At 54.2% G+C, this 17,880-nt stretch carries 17 protein-coding genes; 6 read left to right on the forward strand and 11 right to left on the reverse strand.

The annotated features are described in order from the left end of the window. Positions 1 to 15 precede the first annotated feature (15 nt). Positions 16 to 864 carry an MIP/aquaporin family protein gene (locus U0026_RS00500; RefSeq protein WP_062775908.1) on the reverse strand — a complete coding sequence of 283 codons (849 nt, stop codon included), beginning with the start codon at positions 862 to 864 and terminating at the stop codon, positions 16 to 18. 424 nt (positions 865 to 1,288) lie between these two features. Between U0026_RS00500 and zapB the strand changes: the two genes are divergently transcribed. From zapB to U0026_RS00520, 4 genes are all read left to right on the forward strand, one after another. Next, complete coding sequence (gene zapB / locus U0026_RS00505) at positions 1,289 to 1,528, forward strand: septal ring assembly protein ZapB (protein WP_062775906.1); 240 nt, start codon at positions 1,289 to 1,291, stop codon at positions 1,526 to 1,528. A 210-nt stretch (positions 1,529 to 1,738) separates the two neighbouring features. After that, the gene (gene sbp, locus U0026_RS00510) at positions 1,739 to 2,728 is read left to right on the forward strand and encodes a sulfate/thiosulfate ABC transporter substrate-binding protein Sbp (RefSeq protein ID WP_062775903.1); all 990 of its coding nucleotides are present in this window, start codon (positions 1,739 to 1,741) and stop codon (positions 2,726 to 2,728) included. 207 nt (positions 2,729 to 2,935) lie between these two features. Then, positions 2,936 to 3,691 (forward strand): CDP-diacylglycerol diphosphatase, encoded by a 756-nt coding sequence (locus tag U0026_RS00515; RefSeq protein WP_062775902.1) that lies wholly within the window; start codon positions 2,936 to 2,938, stop codon positions 3,689 to 3,691. 73 nt (positions 3,692 to 3,764) lie between these two features. Further along, the gene (locus U0026_RS00520; protein WP_062775901.1) at positions 3,765 to 5,069 is read left to right on the forward strand and encodes an SLC13 family permease; all 1,305 of its coding nucleotides are present in this window, start codon (positions 3,765 to 3,767) and stop codon (positions 5,067 to 5,069) included. A gap of 115 nt (positions 5,070 to 5,184) precedes the next feature. Here the strand turns inward: U0026_RS00520 and tpiA are convergent, their stop codons facing one another. Beyond that, positions 5,185 to 5,952 carry a triose-phosphate isomerase gene (tpiA, locus tag U0026_RS00525; protein ID WP_062775899.1) on the reverse strand — a complete coding sequence of 256 codons (768 nt, stop codon included), beginning with the start codon at positions 5,950 to 5,952 and terminating at the stop codon, positions 5,185 to 5,187. Positions 5,953 to 6,060: 108 nt separating this feature from the next. Next, the gene (locus U0026_RS00530) at positions 6,061 to 6,657 is read right to left on the reverse strand and encodes a DUF1454 family protein (RefSeq protein WP_062775898.1); all 597 of its coding nucleotides are present in this window, start codon (positions 6,655 to 6,657) and stop codon (positions 6,061 to 6,063) included. A gap of 111 nt (positions 6,658 to 6,768) precedes the next feature. On the opposite strand from U0026_RS00530, the gene U0026_RS00535 reads away from it, so the two are divergent. Continuing rightward, a complete protein-coding gene (locus U0026_RS00535) occupies positions 6,769 to 7,200 on the forward strand; it encodes a DUF805 domain-containing protein (RefSeq protein WP_062775896.1) in 432 nt (143 codons plus the stop codon). Here the strand turns inward: U0026_RS00535 and fpr are convergent. From fpr to gmk, 7 genes are all read right to left on the reverse strand, one after another. After that, positions 7,191 to 7,937, reverse strand: a complete 747-nt coding sequence (gene fpr, locus U0026_RS00540) for a ferredoxin--NADP(+) reductase (RefSeq protein WP_062775894.1) — start codon at positions 7,935 to 7,937, stop codon at positions 7,191 to 7,193. The two genes, U0026_RS00535 and fpr, sit on opposite strands and share 10 nt — an antisense overlap. A 95-nt stretch (positions 7,938 to 8,032) precedes the next feature. Continuing rightward, the gene (gene glpX / locus U0026_RS00545) at positions 8,033 to 9,043 is read right to left on the reverse strand and encodes a class II fructose-bisphosphatase (RefSeq protein ID WP_062775893.1); all 1,011 of its coding nucleotides are present in this window, start codon (positions 9,041 to 9,043) and stop codon (positions 8,033 to 8,035) included. A 67-nt stretch (positions 9,044 to 9,110) separates the two neighbouring features. Then, complete coding sequence (recG, locus tag U0026_RS00550) at positions 9,111 to 11,192, reverse strand: ATP-dependent DNA helicase RecG (protein ID WP_062775892.1); 2,082 nt, start codon at positions 11,190 to 11,192, stop codon at positions 9,111 to 9,113. Between the two features lie 6 nt (positions 11,193 to 11,198). Further along, complete coding sequence (gene trmH, locus U0026_RS00555; protein ID WP_062775890.1) at positions 11,199 to 11,888, reverse strand: tRNA (guanosine(18)-2'-O)-methyltransferase TrmH; 690 nt, start codon at positions 11,886 to 11,888, stop codon at positions 11,199 to 11,201. Between the two features lie 127 nt (positions 11,889 to 12,015). Further along, positions 12,016 to 14,130, reverse strand: a complete 2,115-nt coding sequence (gene spoT / locus U0026_RS00560) for a bifunctional GTP diphosphokinase/guanosine-3',5'-bis pyrophosphate 3'-pyrophosphohydrolase (protein ID WP_062775888.1) — start codon at positions 14,128 to 14,130, stop codon at positions 12,016 to 12,018. A gap of 17 nt (positions 14,131 to 14,147) precedes the next feature. Then, a complete protein-coding gene (rpoZ, locus tag U0026_RS00565) occupies positions 14,148 to 14,423 on the reverse strand; it encodes a DNA-directed RNA polymerase subunit omega (RefSeq protein ID WP_002442542.1) in 276 nt (91 codons plus the stop codon). Positions 14,424 to 14,476: 53 nt separating this feature from the next. After that, positions 14,477 to 15,100, reverse strand: coding sequence for a guanylate kinase (gmk, locus tag U0026_RS00570; protein WP_062775886.1), 624 nt, complete (start codon positions 15,098 to 15,100; stop codon positions 14,477 to 14,479). 258 nt (positions 15,101 to 15,358) lie between these two features. On the opposite strand from gmk, the gene ligB reads away from it, so the two are divergent. Further along, positions 15,359 to 17,035 (forward strand): NAD-dependent DNA ligase LigB, encoded by a 1,677-nt coding sequence (ligB, locus tag U0026_RS00575; RefSeq protein ID WP_062775932.1) that lies wholly within the window; start codon positions 15,359 to 15,361, stop codon positions 17,033 to 17,035. Here the strand turns inward: ligB and U0026_RS00580 are convergent. Beyond that, positions 17,032 to 17,649: a trimeric intracellular cation channel family protein gene (locus U0026_RS00580; protein ID WP_062775885.1), complete on the reverse strand. Its 618-nt coding sequence runs from the start codon at positions 17,647 to 17,649 to the stop codon at positions 17,032 to 17,034. The genes ligB and U0026_RS00580 overlap by 4 nt on opposite strands. Positions 17,650 to 17,880: the final 231 nt, after the last annotated feature.

Raw genomic sequence — 17,880 nt, forward strand, 5'->3', positions numbered from 1 at the left:
CGTTCCGTAGTCAGATTACAGCGAAGCATTGTGTTGGTTTTGGCTGGAGACCGCTTTCGGCTCTTCAACCTCGCAGGTGTCACACGGCAGATGGCGACCAATCAGCTTACGATAGCTGAATGCGCCCAGCGCGGCACCGACGATTGGCGCACACAGCGGCACCAGGAAATAAGGAATATCTTTGCCGCCGGTGAAGGCGACGTCGCCCCAGCCTGCCAGCCAGGCGAAGGCTTTTGGTCCGATATCACGTGCCGGGTTCATCGCAAATCCGGTCAGCGGCCCCATGGACGCCCCGATAATCGCAATTAGCAGACCAATCAGCAGCGGTGCCAGCGGCCCACGTGGAACGCCGTTACCGTCATCGGTCAGCGCCAGAATCAAGCCCATCAGGATAGCGGTAATCACCATTTCTACCGCGAAGGCCTGCACAAAATTGATATGTGGGTTTGGATAAGTGGAGAAAATTCCAGCCAGTTCAAGACTTTCTACACTACCGCGTACCATATTGTGCGTGTGTTCGAAGTCGAAGAAAAGGTTGTAGTACAGCCCATACACCAGCGCAGCGGCGCAAAATGCCCCGGCAACCTGGGCGACAATGAACGGTACGACTTTGCGGCGGTCGAAGCAGGCGAACAGCCATAATGCGATGGTGACTGCTGGATTAAGGTGCGCACCGGATACGCCAGCGGTCAGATAAATGGCCATTGCCACACCCAGACCCCAGATAATGCTGATTTCCCATTGGCCGAAGCTTGCGCCCGCCACTTTCAGTGCGGCAACGCACCCTACGCCGAAAAATATCAGTAACCCGGTACCAAGAAACTCTGCGATGCACTGGCCTTTTAAGGTCGATGTCTGGCTCATAATCGGAATCCTGAAGACAAATTAATGATTATTGTGTGCATGAGCATTTAAGACGCTCACGTTGCCATGTAGGCATAGTGTTAATTTATCGTTAACGAGCGTAAACGAGAAATATCGAAATCAAAATGTGTGTACCTCGTCAAGAAATGAGCGTTTTCGCGCCAAATAATGAACGTTTTTGGAACGAAAAGTGTGAGGCAGGAAACATTCGGGTGGCTAAACCGTTAACAATCTAACGAGAAAGTGCGCAAACGCTCCAGGACCAGGCCGAAAATGGCGGAGAACCGTAATCTACAGGCTCTGACGCTGGACAGGGGCGACGGCGCTCCATACAATCGACTACAAGCCGTGCGCTTATTTGGGTTAAGGCGTCACCGGGGTTCCGGGACGAGATCAACGCCTTGCAAGATCAGGAGATAGGACGATGTCATTAGAAGTGTTTGAGAAACTGGAAGCAAAAGTTCAGCAGGCGATTGATACCATCACGCTGTTGCAGATGGAAATCGAAGAGCTGAAAGAAAAGAACAATACGCTGGAGCAGGATGTTCAGGCTGCACAGCATAACCGTGAAGAGCTGGAGCGTGAAAACGGCCAGCTGAAAGAACAGCAGAATGGTTGGCAGGATCGTCTGCAGGCTCTGCTGGGCCGCATGGAAGAAGTTTGATTCCAACTCTCCCTGGGCCGTTTTGTTAGCGGTCTGGGGAAGCTCCCCCTCTGATTTTCCCTTCTGAGTGAATTCGAGCAAACGCGCATCGCCGTGTTTTCGCTTCTTATATTTCAAAACTGCATAATCAATCTTTTTTTATTCTTTAATCATCGGTTCGATTTCTGTCAGGCTAGCCTTATTACAACACAACAGATAAGAGAGCGGGCGATGAACAAGTGGGGCGTAGGGTTGACTCTTTTGCTGGCTTCCACCAGCGTACTGGCTAAGGATATTCAGTTACTTAACGTGTCTTACGATCCGACGCGTGAGCTGTATGAGCAATATAACAAAGCTTTCAGCGCGCACTGGAAGAAAGAGACCGGCGATAACGTGGTGATTCGTCAGTCGCACGGCGGCTCTGGCAAACAGGCTACTTCAGTGATTAACGGTATTGATGCCGACGTGGTGACGCTGGCGTTGGCTTATGATGTTGATGCTATCGCCGAGCGCGGTCGTATTGATAAAAACTGGATCAAGCGTCTGCCGGATAACTCCGCGCCATACACTTCCACCATCGTGTTCCTGGTGCGTAAAGGCAACCCGAAACAAATTCATGACTGGAACGATCTGATTAAACCGGGCGTCTCCGTTATTACCCCGAATCCAAAAAGCTCCGGCGGTGCTCGCTGGAACTATCTGGCCGCTTGGGGCTATGCCCTGCACCACAACAACAACGATCAGGCCAAAGCACAGGACTTCGTGAAAGCGTTGTATAAAAACGTGGAAGTGCTGGACTCTGGCGCACGTGGTTCAACCAACACCTTCGTGGAACGTGGTATCGGCGACGTGCTGATTGCCTGGGAAAACGAAGCGCTGCTGGCGACCAATGAACTGGGTAAAGATAAGTTTGAAATCGTGACCCCGAGCGAGTCTATCCTTGCTGAGCCGACCGTTTCCGTGGTCGACAAAGTGGCTGACAAAAAAGGCACAACGGCGGTGGCACAAGCCTACCTGAAGTACCTGTACTCACCGGAAGGTCAGGAAATTGCGGCGAAGAACTACTATCGCCCGCGTGATGCTGCGGTCGCGAAGAAATATGAAAATGAATTCCCGAAACTGAAACTCTTTACGATTGATCAGGAATTCGGCGGCTGGACGAAAGCGCAGAAAGAGCACTTCTCTAACGGTGGCACTTTCGACGAAATCAGTAAGCGTTAAGTCTCGTAACCCGGCCGAGCGAAGCGACGCCGGGATTTTGCACCGAGCTTTCCCGGCGGCGCTCCGCTTGGCCGGGCTACCGTCTCGTAGTCCTGATAAGCGAAGCGCCATCAGGCAGCGTAAAATATCCCCCCTTCTTGCCTCAAATGTTCTGTTGGTCACAAAACTGCGTTACTCTCCCTCCTCGGTTTGAAACGGGGAAACACGATGAAAAAGTTAAAATATTTGCTGGTGACGCTGCTAATCCTGGTGATAGTGGTCGGTGCTGGCGGCTGGTATTGGCTGCATTCCAGTAGCCGGGATGCGCTGCGCCAGACTGCGTTGCAACAATGTGTCCCCAATCAACAACTGCATCGCACGCCTAAACCGTGCGTCGACGTTAACCCGAATGGCGGCTACGTACTGTTTAAAGACCGTAATGGGCCACTGCAATATTTGTTGATGCCCACCTACCGTATCAACGGTACCGAAAGCCCGCTGTTACTTGACCCACTCACGCCGAACTTCTTTTGGCAGGCCTGGCAGCGACGCGCCATCATGAGCGACAAACGCGGCTCGGCAGTCCCGGACAGCGCGGTGTCGCTGGCCATCAACTCCCGCACCGGGCGCTCACAAAATCATTTCCACATCCATATTTCCTGCCTGCGAAAAGACGTCCGTGAACAGTTAGACGGTGATATGTCGGCCATCAGTAGCCGCTGGCTTCCGCTGCCGGGCGGTCTGCTCGGACATGAGTATCTGGCGCGCCGGGTAACTGAAAATGAGCTGGCGCAACGCAGTCCGTTCTTGATGCTGGCGGAAGAGGTCCCAGAAGCGCGCGATCATATGGGGAGCTTTGCCCTGGCGCTGGCACAGCAAAGTGACGGCTCGCTGGTGTTGCTGGCAACCCAGCGAAATCTTCTCGCCCTGAACCGCGCTTCTGCCGAGGAAATTCAGGATCATCGCTGCGAAATTTTGCAATAACCCCACCATATCTGGCGTTTACCTGTCATTCCTGTCGTCGTATTCTTGCTGAAAAAAACGACAGGAGACAGGTATGTCGCTCTGGTTTACTCACCCTCTGTTCCTTCCCTCTATCATCGTTGGCGTGACTATCCTGCTGTGGGCAACATCGCTGCTGCCGGAATTTATTACCGCACTACTGTTCTTCGCCGCTGCGATGACGGCCAAAATCGCCCCGCCGGATGTGATCTTCGGCGGCTTCGCATCATCGGCTTTCTGGCTGGTGTTCAGTGGATTTGTTCTCGGCATCGCCATTCGAAAAACGGGACTTGCGGACCGTGCCGCCCGTGCCCTGTCGTCACGGCTGACTGATTCCTGGCTACTCATGGTCGCCAGTGTGGTCCTGCTAAGTTATGCGCTGGCGTTCGTGATGCCGTCGAATATGGGGCGTATTGCGCTGTTGATGCCGATTGTAGCGGCGATGGCGAAGCGTGCCGGGATTGAGGACGGGACTCGTGCGTGGTACGGATTGGCGCTGGCGGTAGGCTTCGGCACCTTCCAGCTATCCGCGACCATTTTACCGGCTAACGTTCCCAATCTGGTGATGAGCGGGGCGGCGGAAGGTGCTTACGGTATCCACCTGAACTATGTCCCCTATTTGTTGCTACACACGCCGGTGCTGGGCTGGCTGAAAGGGGCGGCGCTGATTGCACTGATTTGCTGGATGTTCCCCGGCAAACCGCATCCACCGCATGAGATGGAACCCTTACCTCCGATGAGCGGGGATGAGAAGCGCCTGGCATGGCTGCTGGCGGTGGTACTGACCTTGTGGGTGAGCGAAAGCTGGCACGGTATAGGGCCCGCGTGGACGGGGCTGGTGGCCGCCGTGGTGACGTTGCTGCCGCGCGTTGGATTTATTAATGGTGAAGAGTTTGCCAGTGGCGTGAATATGCGCACCTGCATCTACGTCGCCGGTATTCTGGGGCTGGCTATCACTGTCACGCAGACAGGGATTGGGGCGGTGGTGGGGAATGCGCTGCTGCATATCATGCCGCTCAGTGAGGATGCGCCATTTACCAGCTTCCTCGCCTTAACGGGCATTACCAGTGCGCTGAACTTTATTATGACCGCCAATGGTGTACCGGCGCTGTATACCACCTTTGCTCAGAGTTTTTCCGATGCCACCGGTTTTCCGTTGTTGAGCGTAATTATGATTCAGGTGTTGGGGTATTCCACGCCGTTGTTGCCGTATCAGGCGTCGCCAATTGTGGTGGCGATGGCGTTAGGGAAGATACCTGCAAGGGCGGGAATGCTGCTGTGTCTGGCGCTGGCGGCGGTGAGTTACCTGCTGCTGTTGCCGCTGGATTATGTTTGGTATCAGGCGTTGGGTAAATTATAAAAAAAACCGGCCTGAAGGCCGGTTTTACCCGGCGGCGCGCAGCGAAGCCGGGCTACATTAATCTGTAGCCCGGACGAGGCGAATGCCGACTCCGGGGAGGCTGTGCGCGAATGTCTTACGCGTTTTTAGCCGCTTCAGCCGCTTTAACGATTACCGCGAAAGCGTCAGCTTTCAGGGATGCGCCGCCAACCAGCGCGCCATCGATGTCCGGCTGGGTGAACAGCTCAGCTGCGTTGCCCGCGTTCACGGAACCGCCGTACTGGATGATGACCTGTTCAGCGATTTTCGCGTCAGCTTTAGCAATGTGGTCACGAATGAATTTGTGAACTGCTTGTGCCTGCGCTGGGGTTGCAGATTTGCCGGTACCGATAGCCCATACTGGTTCGTAAGCGATAACAACGCCTTCGAATGCCGCAGCGCCCTGAGTTTTCAGAACCGCGTCAATCTGACGTGCGCAAACTTCTTCAGTTTTGCCCGCTTCGTTTTCTGCTTCGGTTTCACCGATGCACAGTACTGGGATCAGACCCTGCTCTTTCAGCACAGCAAATTTCTTCGCGATCAGCTCGTCAGATTCTTTATGGTAAGTACGACGCTCTGAGTGGCCGATGATGATGTAGGTTGCACCAACATCTTTGAGCATTTCAGCAGAGGTTTCACCGGTGAATGCGCCGGACAGGTTCAGGTCAACGTTCTGCGCGCCCAAGTGGATGTGGCTGCCCGCAGCTGCGTGTTTAGCCATATCGATGTACATTTCAGGCGGAGCGATAGCTACGCCACAGCCAGAAACACCAGCCAACTCGGTGCGCAGGTTAGCAACCAGTTCGTGTACCATGTGGCGGCTGCCGTTCAGTTTCCAGTTACCCATCACTAAAGGATGTCGCATTTCGATTCTCCACGCTTGTTAGCGAATTAAGGAATATGGCTACCCGTTAGGGCAGCATGGTCTGTGAATCAGTATAGAGATTGAAAGGCATGAAGGCTTTGCTTTTTATCATTTATTCTCCCCTTCAAGATTTTCAGATAGCGCCAGCTTAATCGGTTCAACGGCGAAGGTCAGTCCTTTTTCGCCATTATCTGCGACAACATAGCGGACGGCACCCTCGGTGCTGGTAAAGTAATGTTTACCTTTTCCCTGGGCGAGAAGTTTTTGCAGTTTTTGCAGGCTTTGCGGTTTGGTTAGCGTCGGAAGTACCGCGCGCATTAAGGCGCTCATATACTCCTGCGCTTTATTCTTCGCCGCCTTCTGCTCTGGCCCCTGAATGGGTAACCAGGTTATCTGGATAGATTTGATTTTCAGCGTGCCGCGCTCAAGCGCCGTTGAGGCGTAAAGGTTCTCATTAATTTTGCTGGCGGCACGGGTAATATTCATCTGATCGCGGCTGGAGGTGATTGAGCGGAACTCACCCAGCGGCAGGGTTGGGTTGTCGGTATTGAATTTCTCACGAAACTGGCTGATGGAGAGATCGAATGCCGGGGCGCCGGGCAACAGGTACGGGGCAACGGCTGTAGACGTTTGTGCCGACAGCGCAGACTGACCGGTAAAGAGCGTGATAAGCCCGACCAGACACAGCGTTATCCATTTATTCATGCCAATCGTTCTCCTCTTTGCAGATGACGATTAAAACGGGAACCGACGCGCTTGTCAAAATGTGCCCGCTCCAGGGTAAACTACGATCATGACGAGAATAGGAAAAGGTACATGACTCTACAGCAATGGTTATTTTCCATCAAAGGGCGTATTGGGCGCCGTGATTTCTGGATTTGGATTGGCCTCTGGGCCGTCACGATGGTGGCGCTGTTTAGCCTCGCGGGCGGTGGCCTTATCGATCTACAAACGGCGGCATTTATGTTGGTTTGCCTGTTGTGGCCGACGGCTTCGGTCACGATTAAGCGTCTACACGATCGCGGGAAATCGGGCCTGTGGGCGCTGTTGATGGTGCTGGCGTGGATGCTACTAGCAGGAAACTGGTCGATGCTGCCCGGCGTCTGGCAGTGGGGCGTTGGACGTTTTATCCCAACGCTGATTATCGTGATGATGCTTATCGACCTGGGCGCGTTTGTCGGCACCCAGGGTGAAAATAAGTACGGTAAAGATACCCAGGCCGTGAAGTACCGCGCCGATCACCAGTAGTGTTCAGCAGTCATATGGCCCGGCCGACGACGTAAATGTTTGGTCATCTGTCGGGTCTCTTTTAGTAACTGCTGGGTATCGCGTACCATCTGCGGGTTACCGCATAGCATGATGTGGCTGGTTTCGGCGTTTATCGGTAAACCGACAGCCGCTTCCAGTGCACCGCTTTCAATCAGTGCCGGAATGCGCCCGGTAAGCATCCCTGGGACGTTTTCACGACTGACCACCGTATGAATTCGCAACTTATCGGCATAACGCTCAGCCAGCGCCTGCATCTGTGGTAGATAGCTTAAATCCGCCGCATAGCGCGCAGCATGAACCAATACCAGATTTTTAAAGCGCTCGAGGTCTTTGCCTTCTTCCAGAATCGACAGGTATGGGCCAATCGCGGTGCCGGTCGCCACCATCCATAGCGTCTCGCAATCAGGCACTTCATCCAGCACAAAGAAGCCGGCGGCTTCGCTGACAATTTGTACGTCATCACCCGGTTGTAGCGCCGCCAGTCGCGGGCTAAGCTTGCCTTCCGGAACGGTCACCAGATAGAACTCAAGATCGGGGTTGCTGGGGGCGTTAACGTAAGAGTAGGCGCGCTGCACACGTTCGCCGTCGATATCCAGCCCCAGCTTGGCAAACTGACCAGCGGTGAACGGATTAACCGGTGCGTGGACGGTGAGGCTAAACAGAGCATCGGTCCAGTTTTTTACTTTTACAACTTTTCCTGTTACCCAGTCTGCCATGGCGTATCTCCTCTCATTCGCGTTATCTTATCTTCACCGTGACGGCAGAAGATTTCCAGCCCGAAAAGGCTGGAAAGCTCGATTGATCAAATGAATTACAGAATGTGACGCTGGATTTCAGTGTCTTTGCGATCCAGGTAGTGAATCGACTGAATACGGCGAATGGTGCGTGATTTACCGCGGATCAGCAGCGTTTCAGTGGTGGCGATATTGCCCTTGCGGGTGATGCCATCCAGCAGGTCGCCTTTGGTGATACCGGTGGCGGAGAAAATGACGTTATCGCTACGCGCCATATCGTCGAGAGTCAGCACAACGCCAGCTTCGATGCCCATCTCTTTGCAGCGAGCGAGCTCGCTTTCACCAATGCGGCGGTTCTCTTCGCTATCGCCTTTAACATCATGACGAGCCAGTAATCGACCGTGCATATCACCGTCCAGAGCACGGATAACGGCTGCTGAAATTACACCTTCCGGCGCACCGCCAATGCCGTACATCACGTCAACTTCGCTGTCTGGCATGCAGCTCAGAATAGAAGCCGCCACATCGCCGTCGGGAATGGCAAACACGCGCACGCCCAGTTTTTGTAGCTCAGTAATCACTCCGTCGTGACGCGGCTTGGCGAGAATGGTGACCGTCAACTCACCAAGCGGCTTGTCCAGCGCACGAGCGATGTTGCGCAGGTTCTCTTCCAGCGGTTTGTTCAGGTCGATAGCGCCTTTAGCGCCCGGGCCGACAATCAGTTTCTCCATATACATGTCAGGGGCGTTGAGGAAGCAGCCTTTATCGCCCACGGCCAATACGGCCAGAGCGTTAGACTGGCCCATAGCGGTCATACGGGTGCCTTCAATCGGGTCGACGGCGATATCAACCGCATCACCTTGACCGGTGCCCACGGACTCGCCGATGTAGAGCATTGGCGCTTCATCGATTTCGCCTTCACCAATGACAATAGTGCCGTCAATGTTGACCTTGTTAAGCATAATTCGCATGGCGTTGACGGCCGCGCCGTCGGCGGTGTTTTTATCACCACGACCAAGCCATTTATAGCCTGCCAGCGCTGCCGCTTCAGTAACGCGCGAAAATTCGATAGCCAGTTCTCTTCTCATTACAAACTCGTCCAGGAAGTAAAATTGTGCGAAGTTTAGCACAGCCCTTTACGGGCTGCGGGTGCTACTACGCGTTGGAATAGCGTTCGGTTTCCGGCATCCAGCGCTCAATTAAAGCGTTGGCTTGCTGCGGGTAACGTTCGTGAATATGACGTGCCAAGCGCTGAACTTCGGGGATCATTGCCTGATCGCGCAGCAGGTCGGCAACTTTAAATTCGGCGCTGCCGGTCTGACGTGTTCCCAGCAGTTCACCGGGGCCACGAATTTCGAGATCTTTTTGCGCAATGACGAAACCGTCGTTACTGTCCCGCAGTACCTGCAGGCGCATCTGTGCAGTTTTGGAGAGCGGCGATTTGTAGAGCAGCACGCAATGTGAGGCCACCGCGCCACGGCCTACGCGGCCTCTGAGCTGGTGCAGCTGTGCCAGCCCCAATCGCTCGGGGTTTTCAATAATCATCAAACTGGAATTGGGCACGTCGACGCCGACTTCAATGACCGTGGTGGCGATCAGCAGATGCAGTTCACCCTGTTTAAAGGCCTGCATCACCGCCTGTTTCTCCGCGGACTTCATTCGCCCGTGTACCAGGCCGACATTGAGCTCCGGCAGCGCCAGTTTGAGTTCTTCCCAGGTGGCTTCTGCCGCCTGAGCTTCCAGCAGGTCGGACTCTTCGATTAGCGTACAAACCCAATAAGCCTGACGTCCTTCGGTAGTACAAGCATTGCGCACGCGGTTGATGATATCCGGGCGGCGAGTGTCGGGAATGGCAACGGTCGTGACGGGCGTCCTGCCCGGCGGTAGCTCATCAATAACCGACGTATCAAGGTCGGCGTAGGCGGTCATCGCCAGGGTGCGCGGAATCGGCGTTGCGGTCATGATCAACTGATGCGGATGAAAACCCTGCTGCTGACCTTTTTCCCACAGCGCCAGGCGCTGGTGGACACCAAAGCGGTGTTGTTCGTCGATAATCACCAGCGCCAGGCCGTTGAACTGCACCTGCTCCTGGAATATCGCATGTGTGCCGACAATCATCTGCACCTGGCCGCTGGCAATAGCATCCTGCTGCGCCTGTCGCGCTTTGCCTTTTTGCTTGCCTGCTAACCAGCCGACTTCAATACCCAATGGCTCAAACCAGCTGCGGAAGTTGTTGGCATGCTGTTCAGCAAGCAGCTCGGTCGGCGCCATTAACGCCACCTGTCTGCCGTGCGCGATAGCGCGAAGCGCAGCCAGCGCGGCAACCAGCGTTTTGCCAGAACCCACGTCGCCTTGTACCAGGCGCATCATCGGCACATCCAGCGCCATGTCGTGTTCTATTTCTGCGGTGACCCGCGCCTGTGCACCGGTCGGTTTAAACGGCAGCGCCGCCAGCAGCTTTTCTTTCAGCGTATCATTGCTGCTAAGCGGTTGAGCATGGAAGCGCTGGGCGCCCGCACGGAGTGCCAGCATGCTCAGGTTATGGGCCAGTAACTCTTCCAGAATTAACCGCTGCTGTGCCGGATGCTTGCCGGTTTCTAAATCGGCGAGCTGGAGTGATGGCGGTGGACGATGCAGCGTGCGCAGCGCTTCCGGCAGACTCATCATGCCTTGTGCCAGCTCGGGAGGCAGCAGTTCGCTGATAGCGCAGGTATCCAGCAGATCCAGCGCCTGATCGGTTAATTTACGTAGCGTCGCTTGCTTGATGCCTTCGGTCGTGGGGTAGACCGGCGTTAAGGTTTCCTGCAAATCCGGGGTGCTGAGATCGCCTTGTACACGGTATTCCGGATGGATCATCTCCGCGCCGAATTTGCCGCGTTTCGCTTCGCCGTAGGCCAACACGCGTCGTCCGGTGGCGAGGCTGTTTTTCATGGCGGCGTTGAAGTTGAAAAAGCGCATCGTCAGGATGCCGGAGCCGTCGCTTATCTGGCAGGTCATCATCCGGCGTCCGCCGAAGGTGATGGTGCTGTTCAGGACTTCGCCTTCAACGGTGGCATACACGCCGGGAAGCAGTTCACCGATTGGATAGAGTTGGGTACGATCTTCATAACGCAGCGGCAGGTGCAGGAGCAGGTCCTGTACGGTATGTAGACCAATCTTCGCGAGCCGATTACTTTGCGCGGCACCGACGCCGGTCAGTGTGCTGAGCGGTACGGCATCCAGCAGACGGCTTTGCATGGTTTATTACCCCTTGGCCTGCATGGTTGCCCACCATGAGGTGTCGGCTTCTATTTCGCCCTGCTCGTTAATGCGAGGGTATGGCAGATTTTTTCGTTTGGCAACGTTCGCCAACACCGGATAACCGCCTTCAAAGAGCAGGCGCTGTTGTTCGTCATCGGGCAGCATGCTGTTATCACGATGATACATGCCTGCGTTTTGCCGCTGGCGCTGTGCTTCGTACAGGATGAGGGCAGAGGCAACGGAAACGTTCAATGACTGCACCATGCCAATCATCGGGATGATGATATCTTGATCCGCGAGGTCTAACGCTTCCTGAGTGATCCCGGTTTTTTCCTGACCCATTAAAATACAGGTCGGGCGGGTATAATCTATTTCGCGAAAATCAACAGATTTATCAGAGAGATGGGTTGCCAGTATTTGCATGCCCCGGCCCTTCAAATGGCTAACGGCGTCGCTAATTGTCGGATGGGTTTTCACCTGCACCCAACTGTTACTACCTGCTGCTGCCGAGGCCATCGTGCGCATCCGGCTGCTCGGCCAGACGGCATGAACTTCATGTACGCCAACGGCGTCGGCGGTACGCACTATAGCCGAGACATTATGAGGTTTGTGGACTTGCTCCATGCAGACCGTCAGATCGGGCTGGCGTCTGGCGAGCATTTCACAAATACGCGCATAACGGTTTGAGTTCATTGCACTTAATCCTTCGAACTGCCTCGGCGTTGTCTGCACTCACTCACCCCAGTCACGTACTTCTGTACGCTCCTGGGGATTCATTCGCTTGCCGCCTTGATGCAATTCGAATGATTTTGTGTAAGAGCTAATTTCTATTACGTGTGACTTTAATAACGTCCGGCATCACGCGGATTTTGCGCATGATGTTCGCCAGATGTACACGATCGCGTGCGGTCAGGCGGATAAAGGCGCTATAAACGCGGCCATCTTTTTCTTCCGTATTCAGGCTTTGAATATTGGACGCCGCGGTGTTGATCGCTGCCGTCAGGTTAGCCAATGCTCCCTGATGGTTGAACATATCAACCTTAATTTCGGTGATAAATTCCTGCGCCGTCTCTTTGTCCCACTCTACCGCCATGAATTTCTCAGGTTCTTTCTGATAACCGCGTATGTTGCGGCAGGATTCATGGTGGATAACCAGCCCTTTACCTGGGCTGACGTGGGCGATGATTGGGTCACCGGGAATCGGACGACAGCATTTCGCGAAGGTGATCAGTACGCCATCTGCGCCTTTAATCGGCAGGTGGGTAAGTCCGGTGGCGCCAGGAGCCAGCGGTGTGGCTTCGCCCTGCTGAAGGTTTTTGGCGACCACAACGCTCATGGCGTTGCCGAGGCCGATCTCCGCCAGCAGGTCATCCAGGGTCGCAAGACGCATGCGCTCCAGCTCGCGCTGGATATGCTCAGGCGAAATTTCCGCCAGCTTGCGGCTACCGCCCAGCGCGTGATTCAGCAGGCGGCGGCCCAGGCTAACGGAATCGTCGCGCTTAAGGTTTTTCAGCATCTGGCGAATTTTGGCTCGCGCTTTCGAGCTGACGACAAAATTGAGCCATGCGGCATTCGGGCGTGCGCCCGGTGCGGTAATGATTTCAACCGTCTGACCACTGGAAAGTGGCTGTGACAGCGGGTAGGGCTGACGGTCGACGCGAGCGCCGACGCAGGCATGGCCGATATCGGTATGCACGGCGTAAGCAAAGTCTACTGGTGTAGCCCCTGCGGGCAGCTCGACAATGCGGCCTTCCGGGGTGAAAACGTAAATCTCGTCCGGGAAGAGATCGGATTTTACGCTTTCAATAAATTCAAACGAGCTACCGGCGCTCTGCTGTAACTCAAGCAGGCTTTGCATCCAGCGCTGGGCGCGGATTTGCGCGGTCGTGCTGCTTTCGCCGCCGTGTTCTTTATAGGCCCAATGTGCAGCCACACCCATCTCTGCCATCTGATCCATGTCTTCGGTACGGATCTGGACTTCGACCGGGACGCCGTGCGGCCCAATCATGGATGTATGCAGGGATTGATATCCGTTCGCCTTAGGGATGGCGATATAGTCTTTTACCCGACCCGGACGCGGTTTATACAGGCTGTGCATCTGCCCCAGAACGCGATAGCAGGTGTCGAGGTCGTGGACGATCACGCGGAAAGCGTAGATATCCATGATCGAGTGAAAACGCTGCTCTTTGAGCACCATTTTGCAGTAAATAGAGTACAAATGCTTTTCGCGACCGCTGACGCGACACGGAATTCCTGCTTCCTGTAAACGCCCCTCGATTTCAGAAAGGATCTTCTGAATCATCTCCTTACGGTTACCACGGGCGGCTTTCACCACTTCTTTAATCACGCGATAGCGGTTAGGGTACAGCGCTTCAAAGCCCAGCTCTTCAAGCTCGGTTTTGATGTGGTGGATACCTAAACGGTGGGCCAGCGGGCTGTAGATTTCGAGTGTTTCACGTGCGATACGGCGACGTTTGTCCGGGCGTAACGAGCCCAGCGTGCGCATGTTATGGGTGCGGTCGGCAAGCTTGATGAGGATGACGCGGATATCTTGCACCATCGCCATAATCATTTTGCGAAAGTTTTCGGCCTGCGCCTCTTTCTTATCGCGGAACTTGAGTTTATCAAGTTTTGACACCCCCTCTACCAGCTCAGCAACGCTTTTGCCAAAGAGCTGCTCCATATCCTGGTAGGTGGCAGGGGTATCTTCAATCACGTCATGCAATAGGGCAGCCATCAACGTTTCATGGTCGAGTTTCATCTCGGCCAGAATACAGGCTACCGCAACTGGGTGCGTGATATAGGGTTCACCGCTTGAACGTGCTTGCCCCTCGTGAGCATCACGTGCAACGAGATAGGCCTGCCGCAGACGCTTAATCTGGTCTTCCGGCAGGTAATTTTGAATCAGCTGATTCAGGCTCTCAAACAGATACAAGGGCGACCCGCTTATGTTTAACGACGACCTTCAGCAATAGCGGTAACGGCTTGTAATTCAGCGGCTTCCTGCTCTTGTTGTTCCTGGCGCTCACGCACGTCGAGGATCTGGTTGTTGATCAGACCTTCTTCGATTTCGCGCAGTGCGATAACGGTGGTTTTATCGTTTTCTTCCGGTACCAATGGATCTTTACCGCCAGTCTGCATCTGACGAGCGCGACGCGCGGCGACCAGAACCAGGTCAAAACGGTTACCAATTTTCTCTACAGCGTCCTGAACAGTTACGCGTGCCATACTTTAATGCTCCACAGGTGAAGAAATGACTGGGCATGATACTGAAAGTGGGTTCAGTCTGCCAATAATTTGCTGATTAAAGCGTCATGTCGCTGCTTTTGGCGGCTCATGCGCAGACGTTCAGCGCGGATGATCGTTTTCAGATCGCCCAGTGCGGTATCAAAATCATCGTTAACGATAAGGTAATCATATTCCGCGTAATGACTCATTTCTGCAACTGCCTGAGCCATACGTTTTGCGATCACCTCTTCGCTGTCCTGGCCGCGCCCGCGAAGGCGGCGATCCAGTTCAATTTTGGACGGCGGCAAAATAAAGATACTGCGCGCGCCCGGCATACTTTTACGGATTTGCTGTGCACCCTGCCAGTCGATATCGAGAAAGACATCAACGCCGGTTGCCAGTACCTGCTCAATTGCTTTACGTGAGGTGCCGTAATAGTTACCAAAGACTTCAGCGTGCTCAAGAAATGCCTCTTCGCCAATCATCGTGCGGAATTCGTCGTGATTCACAAAGAAATAATGTTCGCCATGCACTTCCCCCGGACGCGGCGCGCGCGTGGTATGTGAAACAGATACCTGGGAGTCGTACAACGGTTGGGTTTTCAATAAAGCCTGAATCAGGCTGGATTTACCCGCGCCACTAGGGGCGGAAACAATATAGAGCGTGCCTTGAGCCATGAGTGTCTTTTTGTATGTGATTATCGAAAGAGAACGTACATACGAGCCTATTATACACGGCGCCGCTACGGGACGTAGCCTTTGTCACACTTTTTGCGCCAGTTTATTTTATTTTGCGAGCAGTTTTCCTGAAATCTCTGCATGTTGCTGCAACAAACTCTTTTTCTCTGAAGCCTGCTCGGGAAATGATTTCTTGTCCCTCGTGCCGCCGTCACGGTTGCGTTACAAACGGTTATCCGCATCTGAGGGAGGATAATGATGAGGCGATGGTTAGTCGGTATAGGGATATTTTTCGCCATGCATGTTCAGGCGACCTGCCCGGTTTGGTCACCTGCGCGAGCCGGGCAGGAAATTACGCAGTTACAGGGCCAGATAGCAAAGTGGAACGAAGCCTACTGGCATGAAGGCGCAAGCGAGGTTAGTGATGCGGTCTATGACCAGCTCTCTGCACGACTAGGGCTTTGGCAGCACTGTTTTGGCGTGGCTTCAGTCGAAACCACAAGCTTACCGCCGCTGCGAGATGCGGTGAAACATCCTGTTGCCCATACTGGCGTTCGAAAGCTGGCAGATGCACGGTCTGTTGAGCGGTGGATGAAAGAGAAAAGCGATCTGTGGGTGCAACCGAAGGTGGACGGTGTAGCGGTCACTCTGGTTTACCGACAGGGGCGTTTGCAGCAGATGATTAGTCGGGGTAATGGGTTGATTGGGGAAGACTGGACGGCGAAAGCCCGGCATATCCCGTCGCTACCGCAGAAAGTGGAAGGTTTATTAGCGAATAGCGTTCTGCAAGGGGAGGTTTACCTGCAAGCCGACAAGCATGTACAGCAACAAATGGGAGGGATGAATGCCCGCTCGAAGGTTGCCGGTATGCTCATGCGCCAGGGGGAAAGCCAGAGTTTATCTTCGTTGTCACTGTTTATCTGGGCGTGGCCGGATGGGCCAGTCGATATGCGTGAGCGCCTGAAGTTGCTGTCGGCATCGGGTTTTGAACAGGTATCACATTACTCTCATCCCGTTTCGCGAATCCAGGAGGTGGCTGACTGGCGCGAGCGTTGGTTCACTTCCCCACTGCCTTTTGCGACGGATGGTGTGATTATCCGCGCGGCAAAAGAGTCTGCTGGAGCGCACTGGTTACCCGCCCAGGGCACATGGGTAGCGGCCTGGAAATATCAGCCGGTTTCGCAGATAGCTGAAGTGAGCGGTCTTCGTTTTACCATCGGACGCACCGGTAAAATTGCGGTGGTGGCAGAACTTGTGCCAATCAAACTTGACGATAAGCAGGTACAACGGGTCAGTATCGGATCTGTAAAGCGCTGGGAAAATCTGGATATCACGACAGGCGATCAGCTGTTGGTCAGTTTGGCAGGGCAAGGGATCCCCAGAGTGGATAGCGTGGTCTGGCGTGGGCTCGACCGCAGTAAACCCGCGCCGCCTGTACCTCACTATCATTCGCTCACCTGTTTCTATCGAACGCCAGAGTGTCACGAACAATTTCTGGCCCGCCTGAACTGGCTGGGATCAGCTCAGGTGTTAGATATTCAAGGGATAGGAGAGGCGGGGTGGAATGCGCTGATTATGGCTCAGCCATTCGAGAATATCTTCTCCTGGCTTGAGTTTACACAGGCACAATTGCAGGAGGTGCCGGGGATCACGATAACGCGGGCGGAGCAGGTCTGGCATCGTTTTGACATGACGCGTCGACAACCCTTTCGCCTCTGGTTGAAAGCCCTCGGCTTGCCGTTGCCTGCTGGTGCGTTAAAAGCGCTTAGGGATAACTCCTGGCAGCAGATACAGGCGCGGGATGAACAGCACTGGCAAACCTTGCCCGGCATTGGGCCAGAAAAAGCGCGCAGCCTTGTGACGTTCATTCACCACCCAACGGTTATCGTGCTGGCCGACCATCTCCGTGCGTTGGGTGTGAGTGGTTTTCGTTAGTGTGTTTCGTGGCGGTAGTGGAACACAGGAAGCCCCAGCTTCAGCCTTAATGCCAACATACGTGCGGTAAAACCGAACAGTAGCGTGGAGATAACCACCACGTCGTGGTTGCTGACATAGTGCTGTAAGGCGACGTAGAGCACGGCTGCGGCAAAGGAGATCCCCGCGTACAGCTCTTTTTGGAACACCAGTGGGATTCTTTTGCAGAACATATCGCGCAATATTCCGCCAAATACACCGGTTATCACGGCGGCGATAATGGCGATGACCGGGCCCTCACCCATATCCAGCGCAATCTGTGCACCGATGATAGAGAAGACGATAAGACCGATGGCATCGAGCACTAAAAACAGGCGGCGTAGATGCGGCATGACGGGAGAAACGATTGTGGTCAGTACTGCGGCAACTACCACGATAATAATGTATTGCGGGTGCTGCACCCAACCTAATGGATAGTGACCCAGCAGCATATCGCGCACGGAGCCGCCGCCCAGAGCGGTAGCAGTGGCGATAATAATCACGCCAAAGGTATCCATACGACGACGTCCGGCCGCTAAGGCACCGGTCATGGCTTCGGCTGTGATACCGATAAGATAAAGAATGTGCAGTAACATATACGCTCCCGGGATGAATGGCAGGAGGGTAGCGAGTTGTGCGCTTTATCACGATTGAGATTTTCTAAGGCAAGGTGATTTGGATTAGATTAAGTAATTCGATTAATGTGATTGTTGGCAGGTATGGCGGGGTTGGGTGAGAGATGAGATGTGATTTTAGATTAATAAATCTAAATTATCGCCAATGCCAGTCAAGAGAAAATGCCGCTTCGTCATGAAGCGGCCGTAGAG

Source organism: Kluyvera intermedia (genome assembly GCF_034424175.1).
GTDB lineage: Bacteria > Pseudomonadota > Gammaproteobacteria > Enterobacterales > Enterobacteriaceae > Kluyvera > Kluyvera intermedia.

What these genes read in the sequence shown, in the direction of transcription:
- U0026_RS00500 (WP_062775908.1), bottom strand. Translation starts at nt 864, where the DNA reads ATGAGCCAGACATCGACCTTAAAAGGCCAGTGCATCGCAGAGTTTCTT.
- zapB (WP_062775906.1), top strand. Translation starts at nt 1,289, where the DNA reads ATGTCATTAGAAGTGTTTGAGAAACTGGAAGCAAAAGTTCAGCAGGCG.
- sbp (WP_062775903.1), top strand. Translation starts at nt 1,739, where the DNA reads ATGAACAAGTGGGGCGTAGGGTTGACTCTTTTGCTGGCTTCCACCAGC.
- U0026_RS00515 (WP_062775902.1), top strand. Translation starts at nt 2,936, where the DNA reads ATGAAAAAGTTAAAATATTTGCTGGTGACGCTGCTAATCCTGGTGATA.
- U0026_RS00520 (WP_062775901.1), top strand. Translation starts at nt 3,765, where the DNA reads ATGTCGCTCTGGTTTACTCACCCTCTGTTCCTTCCCTCTATCATCGTT.
- tpiA (WP_062775899.1), bottom strand. Translation starts at nt 5,952, where the DNA reads ATGCGACATCCTTTAGTGATGGGTAACTGGAAACTGAACGGCAGCCGC.
- U0026_RS00530 (WP_062775898.1), bottom strand. Translation starts at nt 6,657, where the DNA reads ATGAATAAATGGATAACGCTGTGTCTGGTCGGGCTTATCACGCTCTTT.
- U0026_RS00535 (WP_062775896.1), top strand. Translation starts at nt 6,769, where the DNA reads ATGACTCTACAGCAATGGTTATTTTCCATCAAAGGGCGTATTGGGCGC.
- fpr (WP_062775894.1), bottom strand. Translation starts at nt 7,937, where the DNA reads ATGGCAGACTGGGTAACAGGAAAAGTTGTAAAAGTAAAAAACTGGACC.
- glpX (WP_062775893.1), bottom strand. Translation starts at nt 9,043, where the DNA reads ATGAGAAGAGAACTGGCTATCGAATTTTCGCGCGTTACTGAAGCGGCA.
- recG (WP_062775892.1), bottom strand. Translation starts at nt 11,192, where the DNA reads ATGCAAAGCCGTCTGCTGGATGCCGTACCGCTCAGCACACTGACCGGC.
- trmH (WP_062775890.1), bottom strand. Translation starts at nt 11,888, where the DNA reads ATGAACTCAAACCGTTATGCGCGTATTTGTGAAATGCTCGCCAGACGC.
- rpoZ (WP_002442542.1), bottom strand. Translation starts at nt 14,423, where the DNA reads ATGGCACGCGTAACTGTTCAGGACGCTGTAGAGAAAATTGGTAACCGT.
- gmk (WP_062775886.1), bottom strand. Translation starts at nt 15,100, where the DNA reads ATGGCTCAAGGCACGCTCTATATTGTTTCCGCCCCTAGTGGCGCGGGT.
- ligB (WP_062775932.1), top strand. Translation starts at nt 15,359, where the DNA reads ATGAGGCGATGGTTAGTCGGTATAGGGATATTTTTCGCCATGCATGTT.
- U0026_RS00580 (WP_062775885.1), bottom strand. Translation starts at nt 17,649, where the DNA reads ATGTTACTGCACATTCTTTATCTTATCGGTATCACAGCCGAAGCCATG.